The organism is Sphaerisporangium perillae, from assembly GCF_023276435.1.
Lineage (GTDB): Bacteria > Actinomycetota > Actinomycetes > Streptosporangiales > Streptosporangiaceae > Sphaerisporangium > Sphaerisporangium perillae.
The window spans coordinates 128,392-152,348 of record NZ_JALLPO010000026.1 but is presented as its reverse complement, the minus strand read 5'-3'; the positions used below and the strand labels follow the sequence as shown (position 1 = coordinate 152,348).

Below are 23,957 nucleotides of genomic sequence, written 5' to 3'. Positions count from 1 at the left end.
CACGCCGTCGAGCTTGTTGAGCTTGCGCTCGATGCGGTTGGCGCACGACGCGCAGGTCATGCCGCCGATCGAGAGCTCGACCGAGCCGCCGGCGCCCGGCGGTTTCTGTTCGGTGACCGAAGACATGCTCTGTCTCCCCTCAGTGGCCGTGATCGCCAGGAGCGACCGTGGAGGTTGGTGTCGTCTGGTCGGCGGAAAGGGTGAACCCGGCGGTGCGGACCTCGCCCTCGTGCTGGAAGTCCAGGAACAGCCGGTAGTTCCCCGTACTGGGCACCTCGGTGTAGAAGACGATCTCGGGTCCGGACCTGGTGGTGCCGTCGCCGGGCTCCCCGTCGGGGTGAACGTGGAGGTACGCCAGATCCCTGGCGCGCAGTGCCACCAGGTGGCCGTAGGCGCCGAGGTAGGGCTGCAGGTCGGTGACGGGGTGGCCGTCCTTGCTGACGGTGAGGGTGACCTTGCTCGCCTTGCCAGGGATCAGGTCACCATCCAGGGTGACCGTATAGCCGTCGACGTTCGCCGTACGACTGGTGGGCGGGAGCGGTTCAGGGGCGTAGTCACCTGCTACGAGCAGGTCGGTGCCCAGAGTGAGGCCATCGCCACCGGCGGGCGCGAAATCCGCGAAGGCGCGGTAGGCCCCTGCCGCCGGCAGAGTGAGCTTCACCGACCAGACGCCTCCGCCCGTTTCGACGGGGTGAAGGTGCTGGAAGCTGTTCAGGTCGCGGGAGACGACGATGAAGTGCAGCTTCTTGTCGTGCTGGACCTGGTAATCGGTGACCGGCTTGTTGTTGGGCCCGGTCAGGGTGAAGCGGAAGTCTGTGGGTGTATCCGGCTTGATCGTCGTGGTGAGCGGGGTGAGGGTGTAGCCATCCGCCGACACTTCAAGCCCCCCGGGCGCTACCTCGTTCGCTTGCTCGATGGCCTGCTGCCCATGTCCCTCGCTCGCCGTCGGTGCCGCCATTGTGGAGTGGTCGCCGGCCGCAGGTGCCCCAACCGGTCCCACCGCCCGGCCAATGCCTAACGCGCTACCGAAGACGACACTGACACCCAGCAGGTAGCTACCGAGCTTGGTGGGCGTGTTCATGACGGATCCACCACCTGGTACCCCGCCGCTTCGACCACTGAAACGATCTTCGCTGCATCTACGGGGTCGTCGCTGGTGACGGTCAGCAGCCCGGTGGCGAGGTCGACCTCGACGCCGCTGACGCCGGCCACCTCGCCGACCTCCTCCTTAACCGAGCTGACGCAGTGTCCGCAGGTCATTCCCTGAACGGTGTAGGTGGCGGTGGTCATATCGATCTCTCCTTCGACTGGTCAGGAACGCACGAGCCGGGCGATGGCGTCGGACGCCTCTTTGATCTTGGCGTCCGCTTCCGGGCCGCCCTTGACGGTCGCCTCGGCCACGCAGTGCGCCAGGTGCTCTTCTAGTAGCGACAGGGCGAAGGACTGCAGGGCACTGGTGGCCGCCGAGACCTGAGTGAGGATGTCGATGCAGTACTTGTCGTCCTCCACCATCCGCTGCAGGCCACGAACCTGCCCTTCGGCCCGGCGCAACCTGCGCAGGTGGTCCTCTTTGGCGTGGGTGTATCCAGCCATCTGTCTGCCCCTCTCACGCTGTCGACAACTAGAAACGTGATACCCCTATAGGGTATTCCGATCTCCGGCTCCCCTGTCCTTCTGTGCCGCAGAAGCCGGGCAGGGGCGCATGCTCAGCGCCACGCCCCTCCCGGACGTCTACACCCGCACAGAGGCGGCCTGATCACTGCTCGGCACTGCGGGCTTCGGCTTGCGGATGAGCAGCAAACTCAGTGCCGCGCCGAGCACCGCAACGGCGCCCGCGCCGATGAAGGCCGAGCCGAACCCGGCGGTGAGCTTGGACGGGTCCCCCAGCGCGGCGGCCCCGCGCGAGGTCGCGACGGCGGTCATGATCGCCAGGCCGAGGGCCGAGCCGACCTGGTAGGTGGTGTTGACAATGCCGGAGGCCAACCCGCTGTCCTGCGGACGAGCGCCGGACATGGCCGACATCATCGCCGGGATGTAGGCCAGGGACATCCCGACCGCGGCGATCAACGAGGCCGGCAGCACGCCGGTGACGAAGGCTCCGTCGGCCCGGGCCGGCGACAGCCCCGCCACTCCGACCGCCAGGACGAACAACCCGCCGGCGATGAGCGGCTTGGCGCCCGCGCGACCGAGCAGGCGCGGCGTGATGGCGATCATGAACAGCATGATGGCGACGGTCATCGGCAGCAGCGCCGCGCCGCTGGGAAAGGCTCCGTAGCCGAGCACCTGCTGCAGGTAGAGGTTGAGGAAGTACCACATGGGGATCCATGCAGCCCCCAGCAGCGCCATCGCCAGATTGGCCGTGGCCAGGCCCGGCGTCCTCCAGATCGCCAGTGGCATGAGCGGCTGCCGGACGGTGCGCTGGATGAGCAGGAATACCGCCAGCAGTAGGGTGGCCGCTGCGAGGCCACCGAGTGTGGCGGCCGAACCCCAGCCCTGCTCCGGAGCTCGTACGATCGCGAAGACGGCCAGGGCGATGCCGGCGGTGACCGCCATGGCACCGAACACATCGACCGAACCGCGCTTGCCCGCCATGGCCGGCAGCAGCGCCGGGACGGCGGACAGGGTGGCCAGGCCGATCGGGATGTAAACGATGAACACCCACGGCCAGCTCAGGTATTGGGTGATGACCCCGCCGAGGAACACTCCGGCGGTGCCGCCGGCGGGTGCCGCGGCGCCGTACAGGGCCATGGCCCTGCCGAGCTCGCGGGGGTTGCCTCCGAACAGCATCATGAGCAGGGTCATCGCGGCCGGGGCGATCAGCGCCCCGCCGATGCCCTGCACCGCCCGTCCCAGGATCTCCACCCATGCCCCACCGGCCGCCGCGGCGACCACGGATCCGGCGATCAGGATGATCCAGCCGATGGTGAAGACCTTCCGGGCGCCGAACAGGTCGGACAGGCGGCCGCCGAGCAGCAACAGGCCGCCGAAGGCGATGACGTAGGCGTTGAACACCCATTGCAGGCTGCCCTGGGTGAAGCCGAGATCGCGCTGCATGTCAGGCAGCGCGACCCCGATGATCGAGGTGTCCATGATGACCATGAACTGCGCCGCGGCGAGCACGATGAGTGCCTGCCAGCGGCGCGGGTTGACGGCGTCCATGCCGTACTCCTGATTCCTCGCACCCGCCGCCGATGGCAGGATGCGATAAGGGGGTTCGGGTGTGATGTCGAAATCGGACCGGCCCCGCAGGTGGGCGTGCATGCCCGTGCACGCCCACCTTCTGCCGCTAGGCCCCGGTCCCTGCCGGCTCGTAGCCGGCCTGCTTCACTGCCGCACGGATCTGCTCGTCGGAGAAGCCCGACCCGCTCACCATGACGGCGCCGCCGGCCAGATCGACCTGGACGTCGCTGACGCCCTCGACCTTGCCGATCTGCGCCGAAACCGATGACACGCAGTGGCCGCAGGTCATCCCGCTGACCGAGTAGACGCGCCCAGCGCCCTCATCGGTAGCGAGCCGCGTCGTGGTGCCGGTGCTGTCCTGGGTACCGCACGAACACGCCGTGCACATGACATTCCCCTTTCTGCCTGTCCCTCCAGGGAAGGCTTAAGACATACCCCATAGGGGTAGCGGATGTGAAGGAACGTAACATACCCCCCGGGGGTGCTGTCAAAGGCGAAGACGACCCTCTGCGGCAAGAAGGACGATGCCGGGCTCCAGCCGGCGGACCGATATCCCGGGGGTAGACCGACGGCTCTGCTACAGCAGGGGGGTATATCAGCGGGCGCGGGGGTGCCTGCCGAGCAGGCGGTCAACTGATGCTGGTCTGCACCACGCTCGGCGGGGCCTCGATGCGCAGCTCGGCCATGAGGATCGCCATCCCGTCCGCGGCACGGCTGCCTTCATGTCCGCACGGATCGTCGGCGAGATCTGCGGCGTCACCGTCCTGCTTGCCGGATTCGTCCAGGCGTAACTGTTGTGAACCACCATGCCAGGAGGTCCTCAATGCTCGACGTGGCGGTCGTTGAAGTTGGGCCGGCGGGCCTCGCGGCGGGTGACATCGTGAGCCCGCACGGGTGCCGGGCGTTCCGGAGCGGCCGTCCCGGAACGCCGGCTACGCCGGGTCAGGGCACGGGGATGGATGTGGTGGGAGTGTTGTATCCGCGCAGGCGCAGGTAAGGGGCCTGACCACCGAGGTCGGCCGTCTGGTAGGCGGCGGTGACGGTGGTGGATTCCCCCGGCCACAGGGACAGGTAGTTGTCGGTGTAGGTGACAGGGACGACCTCGGTTCCGCCGTTGCCCGCGGTGATCTCGGGGCGGAGGAAGAAGGCCAGGTTCGTCGCGCTGCCGTTGGTGAGGGTGATGGCGACGCTCTCCTGACCGCCGGAGATGGTCCTGGAGACCGTTGCGTTCAGGGCGGGGTTGGCGGGCAGGCTGTTCAGTCCGGTGAGGTTGGCGGAGGTCTTCGGCGTGGTCCGGTACCAGTTGCTCTTGTTGCCGAGGACGTCGGCGGTCGTGGAGTACCAGTACAGGCTGTCGCTGACCGTCGCCCCGCCGGCGTCCCTGACTCGCAGGCGGATGAAGTAGCTGGTCGACAGGCCGGTGACGGCCGGGACGGTCAGGACCTCGGTGGAGGAGTTCGCCGCGGCGGTGAAGGGCACCGAGGTGCTGTACTTCTGGGCCAGGCCAGGGATGTTGTACAGCGTCGCCGTCGCGGTGAGGCCGGAGCGGGCCGCGAGGGTGGAGTTGACCACGAACACCTTCTTGGTGGCGTAGTCGTAGGCGATGTGCACCGGCTCGTTGGCCTTCTTGGTGCCGAAGTATCCGCCGCCGGGCTTGAAGTAGTAGTCGTACAGGTTCCAGTGGACCGAGGGCCAGGCGCTGTTGAGCATCCAGAAGATGGTGCCGAAGGACTGGGTGTACTCATGGGAGTTCCACGCCTCGAAGAACGACCGGGTGTTCTCGTAGTTCTGCAGCTCGGCCTTGCGCGAGTAGTCTGCGGCGCTCGTGGCCGTGCCGTACCGGCCGTTGAGCCCGGTGGTGAACGGCGTGGTGTTGTCGAAGACGCTGCCGGCCTTGCCCGCGTGGTAGTTCCAGGCGGCGCCGATCGGCCACTGGTCGGCCGGGGCCAGGAAGCGCTGGAGGCTCTCCAGTGGCGGTGGCGACTCGGTCCCCTCCTCCCCCGTGGTGCCGAAGGCGCTGCCCGCCTTGGTGGTGTCCCACCACAGCACGGGCGGCTCCCACACGTAGGGCCCGTCCATCTTCATCCCCGCGTTCGCGTTCGACCAGGTGGCGACGTTGTCGAGAGTGGGGTTCTGCCAGTGAAGGGCGGCGGCGGCGTTCTTGTAGGCGGTCAGGTGGGCGGCGGTCGGCGGCTGGTCGCTGCCGTAGGTCCACAGGAAGCTGCTGGCATGGGCGCGGGTGGCGCGCATCTGGGTGTTGAGGGAGGCGACGGCGACCTGGGCCTGCTCGGACGACCACCCGCTGTCGTTCTCCCAGGCACTGCAGCAGACGAAGCCCGGCATCATCATGACGCCGGCCTTGTCGGCCAGGTCGTAGAGCTCCTCGTTGCCGAGGGTGCCCTCCAGGCGGATGGTGTTGAGGCCCATGTCCTTGACGTACTTGACGTGGGCGGCGTTGGTCCTTGAGTCCCAGCGCTGCAGCATGTCCCACATGTAGCCGCCGCCACGGAACATGATGTTCCGGCCGTTGACCTTGTAGCCGGCGAAGGAGGTGCCGTTGACGGTGGTGCGGTAGTCGGTGAACTGGCGGATGCCAAAGTCGATCGCCTTGGTGTCGGAGGTCGCCCCGCTCGCCGCCGCCGACACGCTGAGCTGGTACAGCTCGGGAGAGCCGAACTGGTAGGGCCACCACAGGACGGGATTGGTGACGTGGACGGGCGCGAAGGCGATCTCACGCCGCTCGCCTCCGTTGAGGGTGACAGTCTGGCTGATCGGGATGCTGGGCTGGCCGGCCTTGGAGATGGTGCCGCTTATCGTCGTGGTGACCGGGGCCGCGGTGGCGTTGACGGCGTCGACGTAGACGGTGAGGTCGGCGGCGTCGGTGGCCGGAAGCGGTAGGACCGTCTTGACGTAAGGGTCGCGGAGCGCGACCGGCCCCGTGGTGTCCAGCAGCGTCCTGCCCCACAGGCCCGCGTTCATGTCGGGGGCCTCGGGGTTCCAGTCGACGGTGCAGAACGACAGGTCCTCGCAGCCGTGGGCGGGCGGTGTCACACGGATGGCCAGGGCGTTGGCCGCGCCCGGACGGATGACGCCGCTCACGTTGTACTCGTGGGCCACCATGGTGCCGACGGCGTTGGCGTCGAGCTGAACGCCGTTGAGCCAGATCTGGGCGCGGTAGCTGATTCCCTTGAAGCGCAGCCAGTAGACCTGCCCAGGGGAGGCCGCCGAGGCGGTGAACTCACCCCTGAACCACCAGTCCTGCCCGGTCAGGTCAGGAACGTTCTTCAGGTTCTGGCCGAAGTAGATGTTCTGGTAGACGTTGCCGGCCACCAGCCCGGCCAGCACCGTGGACGGCAGCGAGACCGGGGTCCATCCCGGGGTGGCGTAGCCGACCTGGGAGACGGCCGCGCCGGTGTCGGCCAGCCCGGTGGCCGATCGCAGCGCCCAGCCCGCGGTCAGCTCGGCGGAGGCGACGGTGGCCGCACGGGCGTCAACGGCGCCGATGGCGAGGATCAGCGTGAGAGTGGAGACGACGATGGCGAGAAGTCGACGCATCATGAACCGCCTGGCCAGGAGATCTGCGCGGAGTGGTAGTAATTGACGCCCATGACGTGCCAGCGCGGGCCCTGTGCGCCGAGCCGCTGCTTGAAGGCCGTCCAGTTGTGGGTGCTGTAAGGCGACCAGCCGAGTTCCGCGATCGCCGGGAGCCGCGGGAACGCCATGTAGTCGATGTCGGCGCTGGTGGTGATGGTCTCGGTCCACAGCGGGGCCTCGACGCCGAGCACCGCGGAGGCGGGGACGCCGGTCAGGTAGGCGCCGGGATCCCAGCCGTAGGCGGTCTTGACGTCGATGTACCCGGCCCAGCTCTGGCCCAGGGGGGTGCGGGAGTTGTACTTCATGTCGAGGTAGGCGCGGTTGGCCGGGGACATGATGAGCTTGGTGCCGTTCTGCGCGGCCGTCTGCACCGCGGCGTCCCTCGTCGTGGTGCCCCAGTACTGGGCGAGCGTGGAGGGCAGCGGGGTGGCCTTGGTCACGTCGTGCCAGCCGACGACGGTCTTGCCGTGCGCCGCGACGATCTGCTGGGCCCGGTTGATGAAGGCCGCGTAGTCGGCGGGCGCGGTGGAGGCGGCCTCGTCACCGCCGATGTGCAGGTACGGGCCGGGCGTGAGGGCGGCGAGTTCCCCGACGACCTGGTCGATGAAGGAGTAGGTGAGCTCCTTGGAGGTGCACAGCGAGCTGAAGCCCACGTCGGTGCCGGTGTACAGCGGCGGGGCCACGCCGTCGCAGTTCAGGGGCGCGTACGAGGCCAGTGCGGCGTTGGTGTGGCCGGGCATGTCGATCTCGGGAACGACCGTGACGAAGCGGGCGGCCGCGTAGGACACGATCCGCTGGTAGTCGGCCTGGGTGTAGTACCCACCTGCGCCTCCGCCGACCGCGGTGCTGCCGCCGTAGGTCGCGAGGTTCGGCCATGAGTTGATCGCGATGCGCCAGCCCTGGTCGTCGGACAGGTGCAGGTGCAGATAGTTGATCTTGTAGAGGACGAGCTGGTCGATGTAACGCTCGACCGCGGACACCGGGAAGAAGTGCCTGGCCACATCGAGCATGGCGCCCCGGTAGCCGAACCTCGGGTAGTCCACGATGTGACCGCCGGGCACCGGCCACGGGCCCGGCTGGACCGTCGCGGCGTCGACCGCGACGGGCAGGAGCTGGTGCAGCGTCTGGATCCCGTTGGAGAGCCCGGCGAGCCCGGTGGCGCGGATGACGATCGAGGCGGCGGTCACATCCAGTTGGTAACCCTCGGCCCCCACCGTGGCCGGAGCCCCGGACAGCAGCAGGGAGACGCCGCCGACGCCGGGCGCGGCGGACACCGGCACCGGGTAGCCGGTGGAACGGCGCAGCAGCGCGGCGAGCCGCTCGGCGATGCCCTCGGCGCCCGGATCCGCGTAGACAGCGGTCGAGGCGGTGATGCCGTAGGTCACCCCGGTGGTCACGGTGGAGGTGACCGGCACGGGAACGACGGTGCCGAACGCCACGACGGCCGCGGCCGTCGCCGGGGGCCCGGCGGGAAGGAGGGTGAGGAGGAAGAACGGCAGTAGTGCGAGGAGACGACGGATGCTCAAGGCAGGGCCTCCGCTGGGATCCGATGTCGCGTGGTCGCCGCTGCCCCCGCCGGCCGTAGCCTCACGATAAGCAGATCCGATCTAATAGTAAAGGACCTTGCTTAATGGCCCCGCCCTCACCGACGGCAGGGACCTGGACGGGCGCGGGCTTCGCTTCCACCTGCCGCACGGTCACGCTGTCCGACCTGGACGGCTCGGACGGCCTCACCGTGCGCTACGTCAGGGTCAAGAACGAGACCGGCAAGCCCTGCCGCAGTTGCCCTCACCCGTCGCCTGGCATCATCGAGCCGGTAGGGCCGCGGCAGGCCGGTCCGGCGGCACCGGACCGGCCTGCGGCCGGATCGCCTTGAGGGGGTGTGAACCAGATGGATGTTCGCCTGGTCAATGACGAGGGGGTGGAACAGCGTCCCCTCCAAGAGCTCCCGGAGCTGCTCGAACGCGAGGACGGCTTGGTCTGGGTGGACATCCCAAGCTGCGACCAAGACGCCGCGCGCGTGCTGTCGGAGGTGTTCGGATTCCACCCGATGGCGATCCACGACTGCGTCGAGCGCAACCGCGTTCCCAAGATGCACGCCTACCTTGACCACGTGTTCGTCGTCCTGCACAGCCCCGAAGGAGGGGAGCGCGGGCATGTGCACTACATCGAGCTCGACCAGTTCGTCGGCCGGAACTACCTGGTGACCGTCCACGGACCGGTCAACCCCGCTGTCGCGCCGGGAGCAGCCCTTCGCGAGACCCGCGCGGTGCTCGCGCGGATACAGGCGGGGCGCCTGCGCCCCACCACGCCGTTCGAACTGTCGTACGCGATCGTCACCACCCTCATCCGCAGCCAGGAGGACTACGTGGAGACGGTGACCAGCGATGTGTGGCAGTTGGAACAGCGGGTGACGGGCGGGCAGGTCGGCGATCCCGAGGACTTCCTCAACGAGTTGTTCCGCGCCCGCCACGGGCTGCTCGCCGTGCGCACCATGGGCGCCCTGAGCGGCGCCATCTACGGCAGGATGAGCGGCCTCACCCGGATATCCCGCGGAGGACAACGGCTCGTGGCCGACATCGCCGACCAGTTCGACCGGGTCCGCAGCCTGGCCGACGGCGAAAGGGAGTACCTCCAGGGGGTGATCGAGTTCTACCAGACCGTCCTCACCATCAAGTCCGCGCTGATCGGCCAGGCGCAGAGCGCGGAGGTCAAGCGCCTGACCGAGGCGAGCTACACGCAGAACGAAGAGATCAAGAAGATCTCCGCGTGGGCGGCGATCCTCTTCGCTCCCACCTTCATCGGCACGGTGTACGGCATGAACTTCGACCACATGCCCGAACTGCACTGGATTCTCGGTTATCCCATGGCTCTGGTGCTGATGGCGGTGCTGTCCCTGACGCTCTACATGGTGTTCAAGCGGCGAGGATGGCTCTGATCGAGCCCAGCCGCGGGTTCGTCAACGCGGCGAGGCGGTCCCTGGATCGGAAGAACGAGCCGCTCGAATCGCTCGTGGGAGGACCACCACCCTGGCACATGGTCGAGCGCTGGCTACCATCCCCGCCCAAACACGGCCCCAAATAGCCGGGAGCGGTCTCGGACGAAACAGCACTACCACTACGACAAGATCGCCGGGGTGGACGTCGGCAGGAAGACGACTCTCCGAGACCCAGTACGGTTCGGGCGATGAGCTGGGTGTATCGTCCCGGCGCCGGCCCGGCGGAGCGCGTCGACCGCATCGCCGATGGTCATCACCTCAGGCCGCCTGTCGCTCGGCGACGCGGTTGGAGAAGGATCCCGAGGGATCGATGACGATGCCCTCAAGATCCAGGTCCTCGATCATCTTGCGCAGGGCGGACTCGCTGAGGTGGATCCAGCGCTGGTCAGAACCGAGCACCGCCATCAGGCGCGCCGGTGACGAAAACGCAACCGCCGTTCTGGTGCCGTTCACCGTCCGGAACAACCGCAACGACTGCGTCACCGCGCCCACTCGGACGGGGACGACTAACGGGGGTTGGGCCTGCTTTGACATGACTTCCTCCTGGCGAACGGGTCCTTTGGGGACGAACCCGACAAAGAGCAACGCTAGACCCCGCTCGCGTCTGCTAGCGCGATCGTGACGGGATTCTGACGGAGACCCTTTGACATTTGACGCGACATTGACGGCATCGATCACCGGGAGCAGCAAGCGTCACGGCTTCGGACCGAAGCCCCTGACCGAGGTGTTCCTCCCATGCAGCCGACCGGCCAGGACTGGCGGACGGCGCATGCTGTCGCGCACGCGTGCGGGACCTCGGGTGCGACGAGAACGGCGATACAGGTCGCGAAGCGCACGGCAGGCAGTGCCCGCCAACGCGGCACCGACCAGCACCCCGAACCTGGCGACATCCTCTGGCCGGGCGAAGGTCAACTCACCGTCGGTGTTCACCAGGAAGCCCGTGACGAACAGCCATGCCAGGGCAGCGGTCGCCAAGGCACCGGCCAGATTGCGCACCGTCGTCGCGAACACTCCGATGACAATGGCCATGGTGGCGACGCGTGCCCCGATCTCCACCGGCTGGAACACCACCGCGTCGGCCACGCAGGTCACGATGACCGTCACGAAACCGCCGGTGATCAGTAACGCGAGCGGTGTCCGGGAATCATGCCTGCGGGGGTTGGCGGCGGTGGGCGTCGAAGATCTGCACGAGTTCCACGTCGGGGTGCCAGCGCTCCCGATTCTCGTGATCAAAGCGTGACGCGAAGGGGTTTGCGCGTCACATAGGCGCGTACACGGCATGTGTTACAGAGGTGACCTGCGGGAGCGCAATGATGATCTTTATGTAACGTGAACGATCGTTTCCCGAACGCCTTGTGCGCGGCGATCTGTCGGTGGGGTGGGTGCAAACTATGGGCATGGAGTTCTTCTGCTATCACCGCGACCGGCCCGGCTCCGTAGCGCTGCGCGACGAGCTACTGGAAGAGCATTGGTCCTATATGGACCGGTACGCGAAGGAGATGATCGCCCGGGGCCCGACCCTCGCCGACGACGGCGACACACCCACCGGCAGCGTGCACATCGTCGACCTTCCCGATCCCGTCACCGCCCGTGCGTTCGCCTTCGACGAGCCGAACTACCAGGCCGGCGTATACCGGGACGTGCTGGTGCGACGGTGGCGCAACACGCTGGGGCGCACCATGTGGGATTTCCCCGGCGGCCGGGCCGGTGGCAACCGGTACCTGGTGCTTGGCCTCGGCACGGGGCAGGCTGCCGACATCGCCGTGCCACCCAACAGGGACGTGCTGATCGCCTATGGGCCGCTGTTGTCCGACAACGGCGCCACCTGGCTGGGCACGGCGGCGCTGGTCCGGGCGCCGGACGCGGACATGGCACGCACCATCCTGACCGCGGACCGGTACGCGGACATCGAGGTGCACAACTGGCAGTTCGGCGGGCGGCCGTCATAACCCGAGGACTTCCAGGTGGCGTTGGTTGTGCATGACACCGAGTGCGAGTTAGCGATCATGCATTGCGGCTTTTGGGCAAGGTGTGCAGCGGGTCACGGGCACCCGCCCGGCTGATCAGCGGCGCTGGGGTGAGCTGGAAGCCCGCGGAGCGGGCGACCGCCCCGCCGGCGGTGTGACAGGGGTCGGCCGATGTGGCCGGTGTGCAGGGCGCTCTTCAGCGTCCCTTACCCGCGGGGCTCTGGGCGGCGCGTCGCCAGGCGGCGGTGCGCAGCAGGCGCAGTCCGTTGAGACCGACGATGACGGTGGAACCTTCGTGCCCGGCCACGCCCAGCGGCAGCGGCAGGTCGCCGAACAGGTCCCAGGCCACCAGCACGGCGATGAAGGTGGCGGCGATGACGAGGTTGGCCACCACCAGGCGGCGGGCCCGGCGGGCCAGCGCGATCACGGCCGGCACGGTGGCCAGCTCGTCGCGGGTGATGACCGCGTCGGCGGTGTCCAGGGCCAGGTCGGATCCGGCACGGCCCATCGCGATGCCGACATGCGCGGAGGCTAGCGCGGGAGCGTCGTTGACGCCGTCGCCGACCAGCGCCACCTTCCTGCCGCCGGCTTGCAGCTCGTGCACCGCGCTCACCTTGTCGGCCGGCAGCAGGTCCGCGCGGAACTCGCTGATGCCCGCCTGCGCCGCCAGCCGGGCCGCGGCCCGGCAGTTGTCGCCGGTCAACAGCACCGGCGCGGCCCCGGTCAGGGCCGTCAGCTGTGCCACGGTCTCGGCGGCGCCGGGCCGCATCCGGTCGGCCAGCGCGAGCACCCCGGCCAGGACACCGTCCACGCGCACCACCACGGCCGTGTGCCCGCCGTCCTGCAGGTCGGCCACCACCGCTGCTGCGCCGACGTCGCTGCCGCCGCGGTCGAGCAGATGGGCGGGGCTGGCGACCTCGACCAGGTGGCCATCGACGCGGGCCCGCACGCCGCGCCCGGGCTCGGAGCTGAAAGCGTCGGCGGCCGGCAGCGTCAGGCCGGCCTCGCGGGCGGCCTGCACCACGGCGCGCCCCAGCGGATGCTCGCTGCCCTGCTCGGCCGCGGCCGCCAGCGCCAGCAGCTGCTCCTCGGCGAAGTCGGCGCCGGGCAGGACATGCACACCGGTCAGGTGCGGGCGGCCCTCGGTCAGCGTGCCCGTCTTGTCGAAGGCCACCGCCGTGGCGGTGCTGAGCTGTTCCATCACCACGGCCGACTTGACCAGCACGCCGTGCCGGCCGGCGGTGGCGATGGCGGCCAGCAGCGGCGGCATGGTGGCCAGCACCACCGCGCACGGCGAGGCCACGATCATGAACGTCATCGCGCGCAGCAGGCTGTCCTGCACTCCCACCCCCCACAGCAGCGGCAGGACGAACAACGCCAGCGTGGCGGCGACCATGACGACGGAGTAGCGCTGCTCGACCTTCTCGATGAACAGCTGGGTGCGCGCTTTGGTGGCACTGGCCTGCTCCACCATCGCCACGATCCGGGCGATCACCGTCTCACCCGCCGGTCGCGTCACCTGCACCCGCAGCACGCCGGTGCCGTTCAACGTGCCGGCGAACACCTCATCCCCGGGGTGCTTGTCCGCCGGCAGGCTCTCGCCGGTGATGGAGGCCTGGTCGACGGCGCTGGCCCCGGACAGCACCTGTCCGTCGGCGCCGATGCGCTCCCCGGGCCGCACCAGGATCACCTCACCGACTTCAAGGACGGCCGCGTCGACGACTTCCTCACCGGCGTCGGTCAGGCGGGTGGCCTGATCAGGGGCCAGGTTCAGCAGGCCGCGCACCGAATCCTCGGTGCGCTTGGTGGCCAGCGCCTCCAGCGCTCCGGAGGTTGCGAAGATGACGATCAGCAACGCACCGTCGAAGACCTGCCCGATCGCGGCCGCGCCGATCGCCGCGGCGACCATCAGCAGGTCCACATCCAGCGTCCGCTCGCGCAGCGCCTTGAGCCCGGCCAGGCCCGGCTCCCACCCGCCTGCCGCGTAACTGGACAGGTACAGGCTCCACCACAGCCAGGCGGGCGCCCCGGCCAGCTGCGTGATGCCGCCGGCGGCGAACAAGGTTGTCGCGGCCGCTGCCCAGCGCACCTCCGGCAGCGACCACATCCCAGACCGCCACGACGATGTGGCCCGGGCCGGAGCCGCGGCCCCGGCCTCGCCGGCGATGAGAGTTCTCAGTTCTGTTGTCACCGAACCCATCGTATATGCGTATTCACGAAGATACGCAAACAGACAGGTCGCGGGGTATGCTGGGGGCATGCACACGTCGCTGCCGGACTTCGATATGCCGAACGAGGAACAGGTGCACCTGGCCGCCGAGTCGTTCCGGCTGCTGTCCGACCCCACCCGCATCAAAATCCTGTGGGCGCTGCTGCAGGGCGAGTCCAACGTCGCCTGCCTAGCCGAACTCGCCGACGCCGCGCCGACCGCGGTCAGCCAGCACCTGGCCAAACTCCGCCTGGCCGGGCTGGTCAAAGGCCGCCGTGAGGGCACCTTCGTCTACTACAGCGCCGCCGACGACCACGTACGCCGCCTGCTCACCCAAGGCATCTACCACGCCGACCACATCGACCGCGACGACGACCCGCACCCCTCACCCGGCCACGCCACCGTCGAAGGGTCCACTGTCAGGTAGGCACATGCGCCGTCTTGACAAGGGTGTCCGGGGAGGCTTTCGCTTCGTCGCTCAGGGCTTGAAGCGATAGCCCATGCCCGGCTCGGTGAGAAGGTGCACGGGGTGGCTGGGGTCCGGCTCAAGCTTGCGGCGAAGCTGCGCCATGTACTGGCGCAGGTAGTGGGTCTCTTTGAGATGGTTCCTGCCCCACACCTCGGTGAGCATCTGCCGCTGGCTGATCAGCTTGCCGGGGTTGCGCAGCAGGAGCTCCAGCATGTGCCATTCGGTAGGCGTAAGTCGTACATCACCAGAGACCGTCTTGTCGGTCAGGTCCACCGTGTGGTGGCCGATCTGGATGCGAGCGAGCTCGGACTCCTGTATGGCGGCTCTTCGGGTCACCGCCCGAATGCGGGCGAGCAGTTCCTCGATGTTGAACGGCTTGGTCATGTAGTCATCTGCTCCGGCGTCCAGAGCGTCAATCTTGTCCTGATTACCGGCCCGCCCTGAAAGAACGATGATTGGTGCGGCGGTCCAGCCACGCAACCCGTGGATCACATCCACCCCGTCCATGTCAGGCAACCCGAGGTCGAGCACGACCAGGTCGGCTTGCCAGTCGGCCGCCCCTCGCAGGGCGGAGCTCCCGTCGGCGGCGACGGCCACCTCGTAGTGCCGGGCGGCGAGATTGATGCGCAGTGCCCGCAGGATCTGCGGTTCGTCGTCGACGACGAGGATGCGAGTCACGCGATCTCCTCGATGGGCTCGGCGTGCGTCCGCGAGGAAATCGGCAGCGTAATGATCATGGTGAGACCTCCCCCTGGTGTCTCTTCCGGAACGAGGGTGCCGCCCATCGCCTCCGCCAGCCCCCGGGAGAGCGCGAGGCCGAGGCCGACACCGGTGTGGTTGTCGCGGTCGCCCAGGCGTTGGAAGGGCATGAAGATCCGGTCATGTGCCTCAGGCGGGATGCCGGGACCGCGGTCGATGACGCGGATCTCGACATGGTCGCCGTGCCAGCTAGCGGTGATGAGAACCTTGGTCCCGACGGGGCTGTAGCGAACCGCGTTGCTCATCACGTTGACCAGGATCCGCTCCAGTAGCGCCGGATCCGCGACGATGTCCGGGAGTTCGACGGAGATGTCGCCCTCGACGCGATCCCTGATCGGGCCCAGGTCGTCGATCGCGCGCGGCACGATCTCCTCGACGGCGACCGGCTGCAGGGTCAGACCAAGCACGCCCGCCTGCAGGCGGCTCATGTCGAGCAGGTTGGCCACCAGCCGGTCGAGCTTGATCAGCGATTCGTCGGCGGTGGCCAGCAGCTCCTGCTGGTCCTCCTCGCTCCACTGGATGTCGGTGTTACGCAGGCTGTCCACGGCGGCCTTGGCCGAGGCCAGCGGGCTCCGCAGGTCATGGCTGACCGCGGCGAGCAGGGCTGTACGCATCTTGTCCGCCTCGGCCAGCGGTTTGGCCTGCTCGGCCTGCTCGCGCAGCCGTTCCTGGCGCAAGGCGACGGCGGCCTCGGCGGCGAACGCCTCCAGCACCCGGCGGTCGGAGGCGTCCAGCAGCCGTCCTCGCACCGCAAGCACCAGGTCCTCGTCGATGGTGACGTCGGAGTCCGCGACACCCGGAGACGTACAGGGCGCCCCGCCGGAGGTGGCCACGATCCGCCACGCCTCGGGCTCCGACTTGTCGTCAGGGCTGGGCTCACCGATCCGTTCCAGCAGCGTGACCGCGGTCAGGCCAAAGGTCTCACGCAGCCGCGCCAGCAACGACGGCAGCGCCGCCTCCCCGCGCAGCACATGCCCGGCCAGGGTGGACAGCACCTCGGCGTCCGCGGTCGCGTAAACCGCTTCCCTGGTCTTCCGCGCCGCCAGATCGACGACGGCGCTCACCATGACGGCCACGAGCACATAGACACTCAGCGCGAACAGGTTCTCCGGGTCGGAGATGGTGAACTGATCCACCGGTGGGGTGAAGTAGTAGTTGAGCAGCAGGAAGCCGGTCACGGCCGCGGTGATGGCGGGCCACATGCCGCCCACCAGAGCGACACAGACCACCATCAGCAGGAACAGGAGGATCTCGCTGGGCAGCGTCAGATCGTCCCTCCATGGGACCAGCACGGCAGTCAGCACGGGAATGATCAGTAGTGCCATTCCCCAGCCGAGGAACCGGCGTGTGCGCGTGAGCGCGGCCCTTGAGCGGGCACGCCGGGCGCCCTTGCTCACCTCGGCGTGGGCGACGATGTGCACGTCGATGGACCCGGAGAGCGTGGTGGTCGTGACCCCGACGCCCCGGGAGAACAGCTGGGCGAACCTGCCGCGCCGGGAGGCGCCGAGCACGAGCTGGGTGGCGTTGACGCCGCGCGCGAAGTCGAGCAGAGCGCGTGGCACGTCCTCGCCCACGACCTGGTGGTAGGTGCCGCCGAGGCTCTCGACCAGGGTGCGCTGCCGCGACAGGTTCGCCGGGTCGGCCCCGCTCAGACCATCGGAGCGGGTGACGTGCACGGCGAGCAGGTCGGCGCCTTTGGTCCTGGCGGCGATCCTGGCAGCCCGGCGCACCAGCGTGTCGCCCTCCGGGCCGCCGGTGAGCGCCACCACCACGCGCTCGCGGGCCTCCCAGGTGCCGGCGATGCCGTGGTCGGCCCGGTAGCGGTCGAGCTGGTCGTCGACTTTTCCCGCGACCCACAGCAGGGCCAGCTCGCGCAGGGCGGTCAGGTTGCCGACGCGGAAGTAGTTCGAGAGAGCCGCGTCGATCTTCTCGGGTGGGTAGATGTTGCCGTGGGCCATCCGGCGGCGCAGCCCCTCCGGGGCCATGTCGACGATTTCCACCTGGTCGGCCTGCCGGACGACCTCGTCGGGCACGGTCTCCCGTTGCGGCACCCCGGTGATCTGCTGGACGACGTCGTTGAGCGACTCCAGGTGCTGGATGTTGACCGTGGATACGACATCGATTCCGGCGTCGAGGATGTCGTGGATGTCCTGCCAGCGCTTGGCGTTCTTCGATCCCGGCACGTTGGTGTGCGCGAGCTCGTCGATCAGCGCCAGCTTCGGCCGGCGTGCGATGACGGCGTCGGCGTCGAGCTCGGTGAAGCTCGTCCCGCGGTAGACCATGGTCTTCCGCGGGACGATCTCCAGGCCCTCCGCCTGCGCGGCGGTACGGGGTCGGCCGTGGGTCTCGACGAATCCGATCACCACGTCGGTCCCGCGCTCCAGGCGCCGGCGTCCCTCACCGAGCATCGCGAAGGTCTTGCCCACACCGGGGGCCGCACCCAGATAGATCCGCAACCGCCCGCGCGCCGAGTTCATCGTGCTCGCTCCGCTCGCGCGGCTCGGACGCCGGCAGCCGGTGGCTTCCCCTGGCGCCGGGGAGTGCTCGTTCTTCGCTCTCCCTCGCTCCTCAGTTCAGCACGCCACGGCGCCCGAACGGCATTCATCGCCTTAACCCTTGAGCCGGTCGAGGGCCAGGTTGAGCTGGAGGACGTTCACCCCGGGCTCGCCCATGAAGCCGAGGCTCCGGCCGGTGGTGTTCTCCCGGATCAGGGCCTTCACCCGGTCCGATGTGAGGCCGCGCTCCTTGGCGACCCGGCCGGCCTGCAGATCGGCGTAGGCCACGGAGATGTGCGGGTCGAGGCCGGAGCCGCTGGCGGTGACCGCGTCGGCGGGCACCACGGCCTTGCCCGAGCCGCGGATCGCGACCGTGCGGCCGGCCGCGTAGTCCTCGCCGGGCTTGCCGCACTCCACCTTCACCCCCTGGTATTCGGCGATGAAGGGGGTCGCGGGGCAGGCCTGGTTGACGCTGACCGCCCGCGTGGGCGTGCCGACGGCCGGGAAGACCTTCAGCACCGCGCCCACGCCGTCGGCCGTGCAGTACGGCCGCGCGCCGCTGACGCCCTCCAACTCGCCGACCGCCTTGCTGCGGGCGCAGACCTGGGTGAGCAGGCTCTGCTTACCGGTGTCGGGGTTGCCCTCAGAGTCCTTGGCTCCGGGCACCGCCAGGGTGTCCACGATGTCCTCCGGGCCCAGGTTGCCAGCGGCTGTCGACTCCATGTCGTAGCCGTCACCGGCGGCGGAGGGGCGGCTCTGGAAGTACTTCTTGACGGGATTGCCGTCCTTGTCGGTGAACAACTGTCCGACCAGGGAGCTGCCCACGTCTTTGCCGTCCTTCTGCACGATCGAGCCGTTGGCGTTGCCGTTGAACAGCGCCTGGGCGACCCCGGTGGCCACCAGGGGATAGATGATGCCGGTCACCACGGTCAGCACCAGCAGCGCGCGCAGCGCGGCCAGGTGCTGGCGGATCCAGCTTGGCAGGCGTTCCATTTATGACATCCCCGGAAGGAAGTGGATGAGCAGGTCGATGAGCTTGATTCCGATGAACGGCACGATGATGCCGCCCAGGCCGTAGACGTAGAGGTTGCGGCTGAGCAGCTTGGACGCGCTGGAGGGGCGGTACCTGACGCCGCGCAGGGCCAGCGGGATCAACGCGATGATCACCAGGGCGTTGAAGATGACCGCCGACAGGATCGCCGACTGCGGGCTCGCCAGCCGCATGATGTTCAGCGTGTCCAGACCTGGGTAGACCGCGGCGAACATCGCGGGGATGATCGCGAAGTACTTGGCGATGTCGTTGGCGATGGAGAACGTCGTCAACGCCCCGCGGGTGATCAGCAGCTGCTTGCCGATCTCCACGATCTCGATGAGCTTGGTCGGGTTGGAATCCAGGTCCACCATGTTCCCGGCCTCCTTGGCGGCCGAGGTGCCGGTGTTCATCGCGACGCCCACATCGGCCTGCGCCAGCGCCGGGGCGTCATTGGTGCCATCCCCGGTCATCGCGACCAGCCGGCCGCCCTCCTGCTCCTTGCGGATCAGTGCCAGCTTGTCCTCCGGGGTCGCCTCCGCCAGAAAGTCGTCGACCCCCGCCTCATCGGCGATGGCCTTGGCGGTCAGCGGATTGTCCCCGGTGATCATCACGGTTCGGATGCCCATCTTGCGCATCTCGTCGAACCGCTCGCGCATGCCCTGCTTGACGACGTCCTTGAGGTGGATCACCCCAAGGACCCGTGCCTTGCCGTCCAGCACCTCGCCCACTACCAAAGGTGTCCCGCCGGAGGCGGAGATGCCGTCCACCAGGTCACCGACCTCTTCGGTGGGACGGCCGCCGTTGTCGCGCACCCATTTCATGACCGCGGTGGCGGCGCCCTTGCGGACCTGGCGGCCGTCCACGTCCACGCCCGACATGCGGGTCTGGGCGGTGAAGGCGATCCACTCGGCGTGGGCGAGCTCGCCCGGCTGCCGCACGCGCAGACCGTAGGCCTGCTTGGCGTACACCACGATGGAGCGGCCTTCGGGGGTCTCGTCGGCGAGGCTCGCCAGCTGCGCCGCGGCTGCCAGCTCGCCGGCGGTGACGCCGGGCGCCGGCGCGAACTCCGACGCCTGCCGGTTGCCCAGCGTGATGGTGCCGGTCTTGTCCAGCAGCAGGGTGCTGACGTCGCCCGCGGCTTCGACCGCGCGGCCGCTCATGGCGAGCACGTTCCGCTGCACCAGCCGGTCCATGCCCGCGATGCCGATGGCCGACAGCAGCGCGCCGATCGTGGTCGGGATCAGGCAGACCAGCAGCGACACCAGGACGATTCCCGTGACGCCGTCCCCGGTAAGGGCGAGCGAGTCGGGGATGCCCGGGTTCTGGGCCTTGGAGAAGATGGCCAGCGGCTGCATGGTGGCGGTGGCGACGAGGAAGATGATCGTCAGCGCGGCCAGCAGGATGTTCAGGGCGATCTCGTTGGGGGTCTTCTGCCGGTTGGCGCCCTCGACCAGGGCGATCATGCGGTCGATGAAGCTCTCGCCCGGTTTCTGGGTGATCTGGACGACGATCCGGTCCGACAGCACTTTGGTGCCGCCGGTCACCGCCGAGCGGTCGCCACCGGACTCGCGGATCACCGGGGCGGACTCGCCGGTGATGGCCGACTCGTCCACGCTGGCGATGCCCTCCACCACATCACCGTCGCCCGGGATGATCTCCCCTGCCTCGACGACCACGAAGTCGCCCTGCTTGAGCTCGGGGGCACCCACGGTGTCCCACGAGACGGCGACCTGGCCTGCCTGCCAGCCCTCGATCCGGCGCGCTGTGGTGTCACGCTTGGCGGCGCGGAGGGTGGCCGCCTGAGCCTTGCCCCGGCCCTCGGCCACGGCCTCAGCCAGGTTGGCGAACACCACAGTCAGCCAGAGCCAGACCACGATCGCCCAGGCGAAGATCGACGGATCGGTTACCGCCAGGACGGTGGTGAACACCGCGCCGATCTCGACGATGAACATGACCGGGTTGCGCCACAGCGTGGTCGGGTTCAGCTTGCGCAGCGCGTCCGGCAGCGAGATCACAAGCTGCTTGGGGTCCAGCAGACCACCGCCCACCTTGCCGTTCTTCTGCGGCTCAGGTGCACGGCCCGGCGCTTGTCGCAGCATGGGGGTTGCCATTAGGAGATTCCTTCTGCGAGCGGCCCCAGCGCCAGGGCGGGGAGAAATGTCAGGGCGACCAGGATGATCGTCACGCCGACGACCATGCCGACGAACTGCGGCCGGTGGGTGGGCAGCGTGCCCGCCGACGCGGGGACCGGCGCCTGTTTGGCCAGCGAGCCTGCCAGTGCGATCACGAAGACAATCGGCAGGAAGCGGCCGAAGGCCATGCACAGCCCCAGCGCGGTGTCATACCACGGGGTGTTCACGGTGATGCCGGCGAACGCCGAGCCGTTGTTGTTGGAGGCGGAGGTGAAGGCGTAGAGCACCTCCGACAACCCGTGCGGGCCGCTGTTGAGCATGCTCGCCCGCTGCTCGGCCGAGCCCATGGCCAGCGCCGTGCCGATCAGCACGAGCACCGGCGTGGTGAGGAAGTACATCGACGCCAGCTTGATCTCGCGGGCGCCGATCTTCTTGCCGAGGTACTCCGGCGTGCGGCCCACCATCAGGCCGGCGACGAAGACCGTGATCACCGCCAGCACGAGCATGCCGTACAGACCCGCGCCCACCCCGCCGGGCGCCACCTCGCCCAGCATCATGTTGAACATGGTGAGCATGCCACCGAGCGCGGTGAACGAGTCGTGGAAGGAGTTGACCGCGCCGGTCGAGGTCAGCGTCGTGGCCGCGGCGAAGGTGCCGGAGTTGGCGACGCCGAACCGGACCTCCTTGCCCTCCATCGCGGCGCCGACCGCCTGCGGGACGGTGCCGTTGTGCGCGATCTCCAGCCCGGTCAGCACGGCGACGCTGGTGAAGGCCAGGATGCCCATGACCGCGGCGATCGCATAACCCTGCCGTTTGTCGCCCACCATCCGGCCGAACGTGCGGGGCAGCGCGAACGGCAGCACCAGGATCAGGAAGATCTCGAACCAGTTCGTCCAGCTGTTGGCGTTCTCGAACGGGTGGGCGGAGTTGGCGTTGTAGAAGCCGCCGCCGTTGTTGCCGAGCTCCTTGATGACCTCCTGACTGGCCACCGGGCCGCCGGTGATGTGCTGCGTGCCCCCGGCCAGCGTGGCGACATCGTGGACGCCGGAGAGGTTCTGGATCAGGCCACCCGCCACCAGGACGATCGCACCGATGAACGCGATCGGCAGCAGGATGCGGACGGTGCCACGGACCAGGTCCACCCAGAAGTTGCCGAGGTTCTCGGTCCGCTTGCGGGCGAACCCGCGCACCAGCGCGACCGCCACGGACATGCCGACCGCGGCCGACACGAAGTTCTGCACGGCCAGGCCGGCCATCTGCACCAGGTGACCCATCGTGGACTCACCCGAGTACGCCTGCCAGTTGGTGTTGGTGACGAAGCTGACCGCGGTGTTCCACGCGATGTGGCTGGGGACGGCGTCGAACCCGAGCGACAGGAACAGCTTGTCCTGCAGGCGCTGGAAGGCGTACAGGAACAGGATGGAGACGGCGGAGAACGCCAGCACGCTCCGGGCGTAGACGCTCCATCGCTGCTCGGTGTCCGCCCGGACCCCGATGAGCCGGTAGATCACCCGCTCGAACGCCAGATGCCTCGCACTGGTGTAGACCCGGTACATGTAGTCGCCGACCGGCCGGTGCGTCAGCACCAGCGCGACGACGAGGGACCCTATGAACAGGATCCCGGCGAAGGTCGGCGACATCAGAAGCGCTCCGGGAACAGCAAGGCGGCGACCATGAAGACCACGAGGGCGGCGGCGACCACCAGCCCGGTGGCGTTGACAGCGCTCACAGGCGCTCCACCGCCTTTACCACGAGCCCGAGGATCACGAATATCACGATCGTCAGGGCGACGAAGATGACGTCAGCCATCCCCACTCCTCAGATTCCGGATGAGCATGCTTCAAGGCCGCCCAGGATGGGCGGCCTTGAAGCAGCAAACCGCTAGATTTCGGGCTTTTAGCGCGTCTTGACGGGTTTCATACGAACCCAGCCCGATTATTGACGCGATCTCTACACCACCCAGGACGATCCGACGCCTCGCGGGTGAGCGGCCGGCGGGCACCATGTGCAAGGCCTGGGGTCCAGACCAGGGCAGGCGTCAAGAGAGCGCATGAATCGGCCGGTAACCCGTAGGAATCCCATATCGACCGCACGGAACAGGGCGGAGCGGCCCCAAAGTGAGGGTGTCGAGTTCAGGAGTAAACATGACAGTACGCCCGACCTTGCTCAGTGCGCCCGCCGATATGAGACCTGCCTGTGGATGGGGCATGGAACAGTTCCACCACCCGCGCCCTGTCCGTTTCGGCCGTGCGGAAGGCTCCCGCCCGACCCCGGAGCGCCGGCACCTGATGGACGGGCTGACCGGACGGGTTCTGGAGATCGGAGCCGGTGACGGCGTCAAACTCACCTGTTACCCGCCTGGCACCGAGGAGATCATCCTCGTCGATTCCGACCCCTTCCTCCGTGCCACGGCGAAGGACGTCGCGGCAGGAGTTCCGATTCCCGTGCGCGTCATCGACGGCACCACGGCGCGGCTACCGGTTCCCGACGCGTCTTGTGACACCGTGGTCTGCTCGCTCGTCCTGTGCTGCGCGCCCCAGGCGCAGGCGGCTCTCGCCGAGGTCAGACGGGTCCTGCGCCCGGGAGGCCGGCTGCGGTTCTACGAGCACCAGCGGTCCTGTAACCCGGCCATCACGCTGGCCGAGCGCCTGATCACCCCGGCGTGGTCACGGATGTGCGGCGGCTGCCACCCGGCTCATGACGTCCTCGCTCCCATCAGAGCAGCGGGCTTCGTCATGGAACGACTGGACCACTTCTCCCTCTACCTGGTCAGCCACGTCCTCGGCATCGCCCGGTCGCGGTAGTCCCGTGCGGGAATATCCGGGTGAGGTTCCCGCGCGTGGCGGCATGCGTGCCTACCTGTCCTGGGCCGAGCCGGGAATGGGCTACCGCTTTCGCCCCTGATCCGACGGCTACCGCATCCTGCGGCCGGCCTCGCTCCGGCCCTCGTCAAGAAGGCGTCAGTTCTGCGGGGGATGCCGTCGGAAGTGCGTCAAGATAGCACCATATGCCCGCTATGTCCTCATATTGTGATTTCAGGTGCTTCGACCCGCCGTAAAAGGCCAATAACGGGGAGGAAATCATGGGCGATCCACTCTTAGTCGTTCCGGTACGCGCAGGA

General features: G+C 68.4%; 22 protein-coding genes. 4 read left to right on the top strand and 18 right to left on the bottom strand.

Features of this window, described 5'->3' with window-relative positions:
• From MYF83_RS43015 to MYF83_RS25395, 9 genes are all read right to left on the bottom strand, one after another.
• Positions 1-126: cation transporter (locus tag MYF83_RS43015; protein ID WP_279340030.1), on the bottom strand; the 126-nt coding region annotated here is incomplete at its 3' end.
• A gap of 13 nt (positions 127-139) precedes the next feature.
• On the bottom strand, positions 140-877 hold the full coding sequence (locus MYF83_RS25430) for a DUF8832 domain-containing protein (RefSeq protein WP_308201502.1): 738 nt from the start codon (positions 875-877) through the stop codon (positions 140-142).
• A 200-nt stretch (positions 878-1,077) separates the two neighbouring features.
• The gene (locus tag MYF83_RS25425; protein ID WP_248963211.1) at positions 1,078-1,290 is read right to left on the bottom strand and encodes a heavy-metal-associated domain-containing protein; all 213 of its coding nucleotides are present in this window, start codon (positions 1,288-1,290) and stop codon (positions 1,078-1,080) included.
• A 21-nt stretch (positions 1,291-1,311) separates the two neighbouring features.
• Positions 1,312-1,593, bottom strand: coding sequence for a metal-sensitive transcriptional regulator (locus MYF83_RS25420; RefSeq protein WP_248963210.1), 282 nt, complete (start codon positions 1,591-1,593; stop codon positions 1,312-1,314).
• A gap of 138 nt (positions 1,594-1,731) precedes the next feature.
• Complete coding sequence (locus MYF83_RS25415) at positions 1,732-3,159, bottom strand: MFS transporter (protein WP_248963209.1); 1,428 nt, start codon at positions 3,157-3,159, stop codon at positions 1,732-1,734.
• A 127-nt stretch (positions 3,160-3,286) separates the two neighbouring features.
• A complete protein-coding gene (locus MYF83_RS25410) occupies positions 3,287-3,568 on the bottom strand; it encodes a heavy-metal-associated domain-containing protein (protein WP_248963208.1) in 282 nt (93 codons plus the stop codon).
• A 241-nt stretch (positions 3,569-3,809) separates the two neighbouring features.
• Positions 3,810-4,004 (bottom strand): hypothetical protein, encoded by a 195-nt coding sequence (locus tag MYF83_RS25405; RefSeq protein WP_248963207.1) that lies wholly within the window; start codon positions 4,002-4,004, stop codon positions 3,810-3,812.
• Between the two features lie 118 nt (positions 4,005-4,122).
• Positions 4,123-6,738, bottom strand: a complete 2,616-nt coding sequence (locus tag MYF83_RS25400) for a glycoside hydrolase family 2 protein (RefSeq protein WP_248963206.1) — start codon at positions 6,736-6,738, stop codon at positions 4,123-4,125.
• Positions 6,735-8,300, bottom strand: a complete 1,566-nt coding sequence (locus MYF83_RS25395) for a beta-N-acetylhexosaminidase (protein ID WP_279340006.1) — start codon at positions 8,298-8,300, stop codon at positions 6,735-6,737. The genes MYF83_RS25400 and MYF83_RS25395 overlap by 4 nt, the downstream gene beginning before the upstream one ends.
• 365 nt (positions 8,301-8,665) lie before the next feature.
• Here MYF83_RS25395 and MYF83_RS25390 point away from each other — a divergent pair, with 365 nt between their 5' ends.
• A complete protein-coding gene (locus MYF83_RS25390) occupies positions 8,666-9,712 on the top strand; it encodes a magnesium transporter CorA family protein (protein ID WP_248963205.1) in 1,047 nt (348 codons plus the stop codon).
• Positions 9,713-10,030: 318 nt separating this feature from the next.
• On the opposite strand, the gene MYF83_RS25385 is transcribed toward MYF83_RS25390, so the two are convergent.
• Positions 10,031-10,450: an SAV_915 family protein gene (locus tag MYF83_RS25385; RefSeq protein ID WP_308201503.1), complete on the bottom strand. Its 420-nt coding sequence runs from the start codon at positions 10,448-10,450 to the stop codon at positions 10,031-10,033.
• A gap of 15 nt (positions 10,451-10,465) precedes the next feature.
• Entirely contained in the window at positions 10,466-10,876 is a 411-nt protein-coding gene (locus MYF83_RS25380; protein WP_248963203.1) for a hypothetical protein, read from the bottom strand.
• A 287-nt stretch (positions 10,877-11,163) separates the two neighbouring features.
• Here MYF83_RS25380 and MYF83_RS25375 point away from each other — a divergent pair, with 287 nt between their 5' ends.
• The gene (locus tag MYF83_RS25375) at positions 11,164-11,721 is read left to right on the top strand and encodes a YciI family protein (RefSeq protein ID WP_248963202.1); all 558 of its coding nucleotides are present in this window, start codon (positions 11,164-11,166) and stop codon (positions 11,719-11,721) included.
• A gap of 214 nt (positions 11,722-11,935) precedes the next feature.
• Here MYF83_RS25375 and MYF83_RS25370 read toward each other — a convergent pair whose 3' ends face one another.
• Positions 11,936-13,939: a heavy metal translocating P-type ATPase gene (locus MYF83_RS25370; protein WP_372500235.1), complete on the bottom strand. Its 2,004-nt coding sequence runs from the start codon at positions 13,937-13,939 to the stop codon at positions 11,936-11,938.
• 58 nt (positions 13,940-13,997) lie between these two features.
• Here MYF83_RS25370 and MYF83_RS25365 point away from each other — a divergent pair, with 58 nt between their 5' ends.
• The gene (locus tag MYF83_RS25365; protein ID WP_248963201.1) at positions 13,998-14,375 is read left to right on the top strand and encodes an ArsR/SmtB family transcription factor; all 378 of its coding nucleotides are present in this window, start codon (positions 13,998-14,000) and stop codon (positions 14,373-14,375) included.
• A 51-nt stretch (positions 14,376-14,426) separates the two neighbouring features.
• Here MYF83_RS25365 and MYF83_RS25360 read toward each other — a convergent pair whose 3' ends face one another.
• The 6 genes from MYF83_RS25360 to kdpF all read right to left on the bottom strand — a co-directional run bounded on the left by MYF83_RS25360 (position 14,427) and on the right by kdpF (position 22,565).
• Positions 14,427-15,095: a response regulator gene (locus MYF83_RS25360; protein ID WP_248963200.1), complete on the bottom strand. Its 669-nt coding sequence runs from the start codon at positions 15,093-15,095 to the stop codon at positions 14,427-14,429.
• Positions 15,092-17,653 carry a DUF4118 domain-containing protein gene (locus MYF83_RS25355; protein ID WP_248963199.1) on the bottom strand — a complete coding sequence of 854 codons (2,562 nt, stop codon included), beginning with the start codon at positions 17,651-17,653 and terminating at the stop codon, positions 15,092-15,094. The genes MYF83_RS25360 and MYF83_RS25355 overlap by 4 nt, the downstream gene beginning before the upstream one ends.
• Positions 17,654-17,785: 132 nt before the next feature.
• Positions 17,786-18,664 (bottom strand): potassium-transporting ATPase subunit C, encoded by an 879-nt coding sequence (locus MYF83_RS25350; protein ID WP_248963198.1) that lies wholly within the window; start codon positions 18,662-18,664, stop codon positions 17,786-17,788.
• A complete protein-coding gene (kdpB, locus tag MYF83_RS25345) occupies positions 18,665-20,815 on the bottom strand; it encodes a potassium-transporting ATPase subunit KdpB (protein ID WP_248963197.1) in 2,151 nt (716 codons plus the stop codon). It lies immediately after the preceding gene.
• On the bottom strand, positions 20,815-22,476 hold the full coding sequence (gene kdpA, locus MYF83_RS25340) for a potassium-transporting ATPase subunit KdpA (RefSeq protein ID WP_248963196.1): 1,662 nt from the start codon (positions 22,474-22,476) through the stop codon (positions 20,815-20,817). The genes kdpB and kdpA overlap by 1 nt, the downstream gene beginning before the upstream one ends.
• Complete coding sequence (gene kdpF, locus MYF83_RS25335) at positions 22,476-22,565, bottom strand: K(+)-transporting ATPase subunit F (RefSeq protein WP_248963195.1); 90 nt, start codon at positions 22,563-22,565, stop codon at positions 22,476-22,478. Before kdpF ends, kdpA begins: the two co-directional genes overlap by 1 nt.
• Before the next feature lie 478 nt (positions 22,566-23,043).
• Here kdpF and MYF83_RS25330 point away from each other — a divergent pair, with 478 nt between their 5' ends.
• On the top strand, positions 23,044-23,640 hold the full coding sequence (locus tag MYF83_RS25330) for a class I SAM-dependent methyltransferase (protein WP_248963194.1): 597 nt from the start codon (positions 23,044-23,046) through the stop codon (positions 23,638-23,640).
• The last annotated feature ends 317 nt before the right edge of the window (positions 23,641-23,957 follow it).

Bases quoted from the DNA above. Each gene is read 5' to 3' on its own strand.
- MYF83_RS25425 (WP_248963211.1), bottom strand. From the start codon at position 1,290: ATGACCACCGCCACCTACACCGTTCAGGGAATGACCTGCGGACACTGC.
- MYF83_RS25420 (WP_248963210.1), bottom strand. From the start codon at position 1,593: ATGGCTGGATACACCCACGCCAAAGAGGACCACCTGCGCAGGTTGCGC.
- MYF83_RS25415 (WP_248963209.1), bottom strand. From the start codon at position 3,159: ATGGACGCCGTCAACCCGCGCCGCTGGCAGGCACTCATCGTGCTCGCC.
- MYF83_RS25410 (WP_248963208.1), bottom strand. From the start codon at position 3,568: ATGTGCACGGCGTGTTCGTGCGGTACCCAGGACAGCACCGGCACCACG.
- MYF83_RS25400 (WP_248963206.1), bottom strand. From the start codon at position 6,738: ATGATGCGTCGACTTCTCGCCATCGTCGTCTCCACTCTCACGCTGATC.
- MYF83_RS25390 (WP_248963205.1), top strand. From the start codon at position 8,666: ATGGATGTTCGCCTGGTCAATGACGAGGGGGTGGAACAGCGTCCCCTC.
- MYF83_RS25375 (WP_248963202.1), top strand. From the start codon at position 11,164: ATGGGCATGGAGTTCTTCTGCTATCACCGCGACCGGCCCGGCTCCGTA.
- MYF83_RS25370 (WP_372500235.1), bottom strand. From the start codon at position 13,939: ATGGGTTCGGTGACAACAGAACTGAGAACTCTCATCGCCGGCGAGGCC.
- MYF83_RS25365 (WP_248963201.1), top strand. From the start codon at position 13,998: ATGCACACGTCGCTGCCGGACTTCGATATGCCGAACGAGGAACAGGTG.
- MYF83_RS25355 (WP_248963199.1), bottom strand. From the start codon at position 17,653: ATGAACTCGGCGCGCGGGCGGTTGCGGATCTATCTGGGTGCGGCCCCC.
- MYF83_RS25350 (WP_248963198.1), bottom strand. From the start codon at position 18,664: ATGGAACGCCTGCCAAGCTGGATCCGCCAGCACCTGGCCGCGCTGCGC.
- kdpB (WP_248963197.1), bottom strand. From the start codon at position 20,815: ATGGCAACCCCCATGCTGCGACAAGCGCCGGGCCGTGCACCTGAGCCG.
- kdpA (WP_248963196.1), bottom strand. From the start codon at position 22,476: ATGTCGCCGACCTTCGCCGGGATCCTGTTCATAGGGTCCCTCGTCGTC.
- MYF83_RS25330 (WP_248963194.1), top strand. From the start codon at position 23,044: ATGGAACAGTTCCACCACCCGCGCCCTGTCCGTTTCGGCCGTGCGGAA.